Origin of the sequence: Pseudoduganella sp. RAF53_2 (assembly GCF_052113985.1) — a bacterium.
Taxonomy (GTDB): Bacteria; Pseudomonadota; Gammaproteobacteria; order Burkholderiales; family Burkholderiaceae_D; genus Rugamonas.
The window spans coordinates 1-7241 of sequence record NZ_JBFRDW010000284.1; the positions used below are offsets into that span (position 1 = coordinate 1).

6 protein-coding genes are annotated in these 7241 nt (G+C 64.1%); 2 read left to right on the forward strand and 4 right to left on the reverse strand.

Features of this window, described 5'->3' with window-relative positions; genetic code table 11:
* Nucleotides 1-247 (forward strand): LytTR family DNA-binding domain-containing protein (locus tag AB4Z11_RS17365; protein WP_442026490.1); only part of this gene is annotated, 247 nt, incomplete at its 5' end.
* On the opposite strand, the gene AB4Z11_RS17370 is transcribed toward AB4Z11_RS17365, so the two are convergent.
* On the reverse strand, nt 237-1223 hold the full coding sequence (locus tag AB4Z11_RS17370) for an NAD(P)H-binding protein (RefSeq protein WP_442026491.1): 987 nt from the start codon (nt 1221-1223) through the stop codon (nt 237-239). The two genes, AB4Z11_RS17365 and AB4Z11_RS17370, sit on opposite strands and share 11 nt — an antisense overlap.
* 93 nt (nt 1224-1316) lie before the next feature.
* On the opposite strand from AB4Z11_RS17370, the gene AB4Z11_RS17375 reads away from it, so the two are divergent.
* Nucleotides 1317-2237 carry a LysR family transcriptional regulator gene (locus AB4Z11_RS17375; RefSeq protein WP_442026492.1) on the forward strand — a complete coding sequence of 307 codons (921 nt, stop codon included), beginning with the start codon at nt 1317-1319 and terminating at the stop codon, nt 2235-2237.
* On the opposite strand, the gene AB4Z11_RS17380 is transcribed toward AB4Z11_RS17375, so the two are convergent.
* From AB4Z11_RS17380 to AB4Z11_RS17390, 3 genes are all read right to left on the reverse strand, one after another.
* A complete protein-coding gene (locus tag AB4Z11_RS17380) occupies nt 2192-4639 on the reverse strand; it encodes a helicase C-terminal domain-containing protein (RefSeq protein WP_442026493.1) in 2448 nt (815 codons plus the stop codon). The two genes, AB4Z11_RS17375 and AB4Z11_RS17380, sit on opposite strands and share 46 nt — an antisense overlap.
* Nucleotides 4636-6279, reverse strand: a complete 1644-nt coding sequence (locus AB4Z11_RS17385; protein ID WP_442026494.1) for a VRR-NUC domain-containing protein — start codon at nt 6277-6279, stop codon at nt 4636-4638. The genes AB4Z11_RS17380 and AB4Z11_RS17385 overlap by 4 nt, the downstream gene beginning before the upstream one ends.
* Before the next feature lie 73 nt (nt 6280-6352).
* On the reverse strand, nt 6353-6895 hold the full coding sequence (locus tag AB4Z11_RS17390; RefSeq protein WP_442026495.1) for a phasin family protein: 543 nt from the start codon (nt 6893-6895) through the stop codon (nt 6353-6355).
* Nucleotides 6896-7241: the final 346 nt, after the last annotated feature.

Sequence of the window (7241 nt, forward strand, 5' to 3'; positions counted from 1 at the left end):
GGATGACTATGTGCAGATCCACTCCGAAGGCAAGGCATATCTGAAGAACCAGCGCATGGCGGAGCTGGAGGAACAGCTGGACCCGGATAAATTCATCCGCATCCACCGCTCCTATCTGGTCAACATCGAGTGCGTGGCTCGCATCGAGCAGGCCAGCAAGGACAGCCACCAGGCCGTGCTGCAGGACGGCACGCGCCTGGCAATCAGCCGCAGCGGCTACCAGCGCATCCGCACCGTCATGCAGTAGCTTGCACCGGCCGCGCGCCATCCAGGCAGCCGAAGGATTGCAGCGTGGCGGCGACAGCGGTATCCAGCGGCGTGCGCGGTTCGGCGCCGCCCAGTGCCGCGCGCAAGGCTGCGTTGTCCAGATGGACTTCGCATTGCCACAGATAGCGCATTTCCTGCAGCTCGCACAATACCGTCACGAACGGCGACATCAGCTTGAACAGCCACCACGGCGTGCTGCGCAGCGCAGGCGCCTTGCCGGTGCGCGCATGGACGACGCGGGCGATGGACGACGCGATCTGCGTGCCGTCGGCGTCCCACTGGCCTTCCATGTGGTAGCGGGCGAAGATGGGCAGGGCGTCGGAGCGCTCAATCAGGCGGAACATGGTTTCGGCAACGTCCGGCAGATAGGCCCAGTGGTGGCCAACGCCCGGTTCGGCCGGATTGTGAATGGCGCGCACGGGCTGATGAGGCTTGACCAGGCCTTGCGTCATCCAGCTGTTGGCGGCGCCGGGGCCGAAGAAGTCGCCGGCACGCACGATCAGGCTGGGCACGCCCTCGGCTGCAGCGCGTTCCAGGCGGCGCTCCAGTTCGACGCGAATCGCACCTTTGCGGGTGTGCGGTTGCTGGGGCGCGTCTTCCGCGATCGGACCTTTCAGCTCCGGCGAGAAGTTGTAGAGGGTGCCGGGCAGCAGGATACGTGCGCCGCTGGCGCGTGCCGCAGCGATGGTGTTGTCGATCATCGGCAGCACCAGGCCGGCCCAGTTCTTGTAGCCGGGCGGGTTCACGGCATGGACGATCAGCGCCACGCCATTGGCTGCGGCTACTACGTCTTCACGCTGCATGGCGTCGCCTTGCAGCCATTCCAGTCCGTTCGGCTGCTGCGCCGCCGCGTTGCGATGCAGTGCTTTCACTTTCCAGCCGCCTGCCAGCAGACGCTGGGCCAATGCGCCGCCTACACCGCCGGTTGCGCCGAGAATCAATGCAGTCTTGTTCATGGGTGAATCCTCCTTGAACTGCATTGTGCGCCGGCGGCAAGTTAAAGAAAATTGGTTAAAGTGGCATGGTCGCTATACATAAATGCATAGGCCATGACGGAACCGAACTGGGACTGGTATCGCAGCTTCCTCGGCGTGCTGGATGAGGGCTCGCTGTCTGCTGCTGCGCGCACGCTGGGGCTGACGCAGCCGACCGTGGGGCGCCATATCGAATCGCTGGAGCAGGCGCTGGGACTGGCCTTGTTCACGCGCGCGCACGACGGCTACACGCCAACCGACGCCGCTCAGCATTTGCGGCCGTATGCGGCCTCGCTGGCGTCCAGCGCGGCGGCCCTGCGGCGCATGGCGAGCAGCCATGGCCGCGAGGGCGAGGTACGCGGCACGGTGCGCATTACGGCCAGCGAGATGGTGGGCGCGGAAGTGCTGCCGCCCATTATTGCGGACATGCGTGCGCTGCATCCTGCGCTGTCGGTCGAGCTGGTGCTGTCCAACCGCGCCGGTAATCTGCTGCAGCGCGAGGCGGATATCGCCGTGCGCATGTTCCGCCCGACGCAGGAAGCGCTGGTGGCGCGCAATCTTGGCACGATTGAGTTAGGTTTTTTCGCGCGCAGGGATTATCTGGAACGGCACGGCACGCCCGCCTCGGCACGCGATCTGGACAAGCACACCTTGATCGGCTATGAAAGCGAGAGCGATTACATCCGCAAGATGCGCAAGCAGTATCCAGTGCTGGAAGGCCTGCACTTCAGTTTCAAGTCGGACAGCGATCCGGCGCTGATTTCCGCGATACGCGCGGGCGTGGGCATCGGTATCTGCCAGGCGCCRCTGGCGGCGCGCAGTGGCTTGGTGCGCGTGCTGCCGCGGGCCTTGTCGATTCCTATGGAAACCTGGCTGGTCATGCACGAGGACTTGCGCGACAACCCGCGCTGCGCGGCGGCCTTTGCGGCGCTGGGCGAAGGCTTGGCTGCCTACGTGGCGCCGCCGACTTTCCACCAGGCCGGGAAGAGGGCCTGAATTTCGGGCTTGAGGAAGCGGTCGTCGATCAGGTGCACGGTGCCGCGGTCGGTGGTGGTGCGGATCACTCGGCCGGCGGCCTGCACGACTTTTTGCAGGCCGGGGTAGAGGTAGGTGTAGTCGTATCCCGCGCCGAAGATGGACTCCATGCGCTCGCGGATTTGCTCGTTGATCGGATTGACTTGCGGCAGGCCGAGGGTGGCGACGAAGGCGCCGATCAGGCGCGAACCGGGCAGGTCGATGCCTTCGCCGAAAGCCCCGCCCAGCACGGCAAAGCCGATGCCTGCGCTGTCGTCGCCGAAGCGGTCGAGGAAGGCGGCGCGTTCGGATTCGCCCATGCGGCGCGACTGGCGGAAGGCTGGAACTTGCGGGAATTGTTGCGCGAACAGGTCGGCCACTTTTTCCATGTAATCGAAACTGCTGAAGAAGGCCAGGTAGTTGCCGGGCTGCTGCCCGTATTGTTCGCCCATCAGCGCGGCGATCGGCGCCAGCGAGCGCTCGCGGTGCTGGTAGCGCGTGGAGATGTGGCCGGCCACGTTCACTGCCAGCTGCTCGGCGGCGAAGGGAGATTCGACGTCGATCCAGGCGGTGTCTTGCGGCATGCCGAGCGTGTCGGCGTAGTAGTTCCAGGGGCTGAGCGTGGCCGAGAACAGGGCCGTTGCATGCGCGGCGTCGAAGCGCGGCTTCAGGAAGGGCGCGGGCAGGATGTTGCGGATGCACAGTGTGGAGTTGGTCTTCGTGCCGCTGCCGGATCGGGTGATGTCGAACAGGGAGTGCTCGCCGAAGGTTTCTGCGAGACGCGCGAACAGCAGGCCGTTGAAGTAGAAGTTCAGAACGTCGGCGTCGAACCAGGACGGATTCTCGGCCATGTAGTCGCCGATGTCCGTGGTTGCGGTCTGCAGGGCGTGCATGAATTTGTCCGGCAGGGCGGAGTAGCTGGCGTATTCTTTTTCCTGCTCTTTTTCCAGCGCGGACCATTGACGGTGCACGCGGTCCAGCGCCTTGCGCAGCGCGTCGGGCGCGGACTTGCGCAGGATGCGCAGGCCGGTGTGATCCATGTCGGCCGAGTACATCTGGCGCGCACGGTTGACCATATTGTGCGCTTCGTCTGCCAGCACGGCCACCTTCCAGTCGTTCATTTGCGCGAGGCTGTACAGCATCGCGCTCAGGTCGAAGTAGTAGTTGTARTCGCCAATGATCACATCGGCCCAGCGTACCAGTTCGGATTGCAGATAGTAGGGGCAGACATTGTGCGCCAGCGCGACCTCGCGCACCGTCGCGCGATCCAGCGCGCGACCCGGCGCCATGGAACCCAGCGTGGCGCCGGCGGCGGCCGGCACGCGCAGCGCATCAGGCGACGCCAGCGCGCCAGCATCCGACGCGGCCGGATCGGCGCGCAGAGTATCCGCAGTGTCCAGCGCGGAGCCGGCAACGAGGGCGGCTGCGACGGTGCGGTGTGGAGCGGCTCGGGGCGGCGCGGCGCGGGTGAGGGCGGCGCTGCGGGCGGCGGGCAGGCGGTCGTAGAAGCCTGCGGCGAGGGGGCAGGATTCGCCGTGGCAGGCTTTGTCGGGGTGCTCGCAGGCGGTCGTCTTGGCGGCGAGTTCCAGCGCGCGCAGAGGCAGCAGCGGCGCGCTGCGCTGGATGGTTTCGACGGCGCCAAGCGCCATCGCGCGCCCGCTGGTTTTGGCGGCGAGGAAGTAGATCTTGTCCAGCCCATGTTCGGCGGACGCCTTCAGCAGCGGGAACAGCGAGCCGATACTCTTGCCGATTCCTGTAGGCGCCTGTGCCAGCAGTGAGCAGCCACGGGCGCTGGCCTTGAACATGGCTTCGGCCAGTTGCCGCTGGCCCGGCCGGAAGTCGGCATGCGGGAAACGCAAGCCGCGCAAAGCCGCGTCTCGCGCCTGGCGATGCGCGAGTTCCTGCTCGGCCCAGGCAACAAAGGCGCTGCATTGCTGCTCGAAGAAGGCCCGCAGCGACGTGGCCTCGGCGTCTTCGGTCAGCAGCGTTTCTTTTTGCGAGGCGATGTCGAAGTAGACCAGGGCAAGTCGCACGGACGGCAGGCCGCGCGAGGCGCAGAGCAGATGGCCGTAGACCTTGAGCTGCGCCCAGTGCAGATGGCGATGGTTGGCGGGCTGGCGCGACAAATCGCCGCGATAGGTTTTGATTTCTTCCAGCTGATTCTGGCGGGGGCAGTAGCCATCCGCCCGGCCGCGCACGTGCAGCGGACCAAAGTCGCCGGACAGCGAAATCTCGCGTTCGTAGTCGTCCGCGCGGCGAGAGGTGACAACGGCGTGACCTGCGATACCCTCCTGCGCCGTCGGCGTTGGCGTAAAGCGCAAATCGAGATCGCCCTGCTTGGCCGTGAACTCGCACAGCGCACGGACCGCAACGGTATAGCTCATGCCGCCCACTGCAAATAGCAAACGGACACCGGCATCTGATGCTCGGCGCAATAATCGATCCAGCGCAGCTGATTATCCTGCAAGCGGTCGCCGGGACCCTTCACTTCAATCATGTTGTAGCGCCGCTCCGCGGGCCAGAACTGGATCAGGTCAGGGAAGCCGCTGCGATTGGCCTTTACATCCTGCAGGATGCGCTCGAACCAGTGGCGCAGATGCAGCGCCGGAATGCAGTCCAGCGCATGCGCGACCAGCTCGTCATCCAGCGCATCCCAATACACGAACGGCGACTGGATGCCGTACTTGGCCTCGCGGTTGGCGAGAATCGTGTCGCGGTAGCGGCCATCTTCCAGCTGCGCGAAGCAGGCGGCAAACAAGGCGGAGCGGCGCAGATGGAAGTCGGCGCTATGCAGATCGGCCGGCGCGTGATGGAAGGGATGGAAGAAGGCGCCGGGGATGGCGGCAAAGATCGCGTCCCAGCACAGCAGGCCAAACAGCGAATTGGCCAGGGCGTTTTCCACGTAATAGCAGGGCACATCATCGCGCCACAGGTGATCGCGCACCACGCCCTCGGCCCACCATTCCTCGCTCGGCATCGGCAGGCTCAGATCGAGACGCTCGACCGGCGTCGCCTTGCGCGCCGGCTCGCGCATATGACCCAGCTTGCGGCGCAGGCGCGGCGCCATGCGCAGCAGGGACTGGCGCTCCGCTTCGCTCTCCGGCGCAGCTTGTGCGCGTTGCAGCCATTCGTAGGCGAGGCCGAAGCGCTCATGCTTCTCCAGCACGCGGACGGCGCGGGCACGCGCGCCGGGATAGGCGCACTGTTCGTACACGCTGAAGGCGCCCGGCCAGTCGGCGAGCTTTTCCAGCTGCTGGCCGATCTGGAATTGCAGCTTCTGGCGGCGGCTGTGCAGCCACTCATTGTCCGGCGATGGCGGCGGCATATCGGCCAGCACGGCCAGTGGATCTTCACCCTCCGCAAACCGTTCGCGGCAGGCGTGCAGGGCCAGGTATTCGTCGATATCGCGGCGCGAGCGGAAGCCGCGCGCCGATGGCGAAAACTCCACCTTTTCGTAGCGGTAGATGCCCAGATCGGACAGCACGAATTCCGACCAGTCCTGGTGGTAATTGCCGAAGAAAATCAGGCGCAGGCGGTCGCACAGGGGTTTGGATAGAATGCGCCAGGCGCGGTCCGGCGCCGCCTCGCCGCACCAGGCGGAAAAGCGGTGCCCGGCATCGTGCTGTTCGCGCAGGGCTTCCAGCTGATCGGCCTTGCGGGCCGCCCGTTCACCGCCAGTCAGGCCAAAGACGCCAATGATTTCGGGCTTTTGCAGAAGCTCGAACAGCTCGTCCAGCGTAACCACGGGATCATCCTCGATCCAGCCTTCGGCGCTCAGCGGCGCCGCGGCGGTAATCGTGCAGCCGATTTCCGGATAACTCAGCTTCGAGGCGCGAAACAGCTCGCCCTTGCGCATGACCATGCGCACGAACAGGGCGCGCGAAGGCTGGGGCAGGGTGGGAAAGCGGCTGAGAAAAGCGTTCTCTTCTTCATTGAGCAGATCGCTGTAGCGGTCGCCGATCCACTGCAAGACCTGGTGAAAGTTGTCCAGGTAATAAAACGGGTTGTCGAGAACTTTGAGCATCGGGGCGGAAGCGGGAAAAACTGTATTTTTATACAGTGTACCGCGACCGCCCCGCTATTGCACTAGTTAAGCACTATTTTTTGACCAGGTGCTCCGCCTGTTCGGAAACCTTGGCGATTTGCTGTTCGAAGGCGCTTACCGCTTGTCGGGTAGCGTTCGTAACCTGCTCGTAGCCGCTGAAGGCGTTTTCGATGGCCGCTTTGACGATCTGGACGGCGTTTTCCGAGCCTGGTTTCACGTTTTTGGTGACGTCTTCGATCAAGGCGCTCAGGTTGTTTTTGGCTTCAGCCAGGTGGGCGTCGGCAGCCTTGGTGAATTCGTTGTGGATCTCGGTAATGATTTCCGTCAGCTGGCGGTTATAGGCGTTGGTGGCGGCCATGCCGGGCTGAAGGCGGGCCGACATTACGGCGATTGCCGCTTTCGGATCGGTGGCCTGGGCCATCTGCTGGCTGGTGGCCATGCTTTGTTCGACACCGGTTTTGGCGGTTGTCATATTCAGGTCCACCACCTGCTCCAGGCCATGCACGGCCTTTTCGGTCAGAGTATTGAAGGTTTCGAGCTGAAACTGGAACAGCGCTTTGGTGGCGGCGGCGAACTGCTCGGGATTTTGAAACATACTTTCTCCTCTCTGGTTGGATACTTCGTTTGCTTCTTGCTTTTACTTCATTATTTCCCACGCCACGGCTTTGTGCAACGGGGATCGCGATATGGACCCTGGCCTTTTTCCCATCCGGGGCCCAGGGGGTATTGCGAACAGCTGCGGTGGCCATCGATTTTGCTGATCCACCAATACCATGGCGCTGGCTCCGCAAGCACGGGCGCGGCCAGCATGGCGAGGAGTAGGGCGAGACGTTTCATAGCGGTGCATTCATGGGAAGCCGCATTGTAAACCGGCTGCCTTGGCCGGGCTTGCTCTCGACGTCGATCTGGCCACCTAGTACGCCCGTCACGATGTTGTGCAC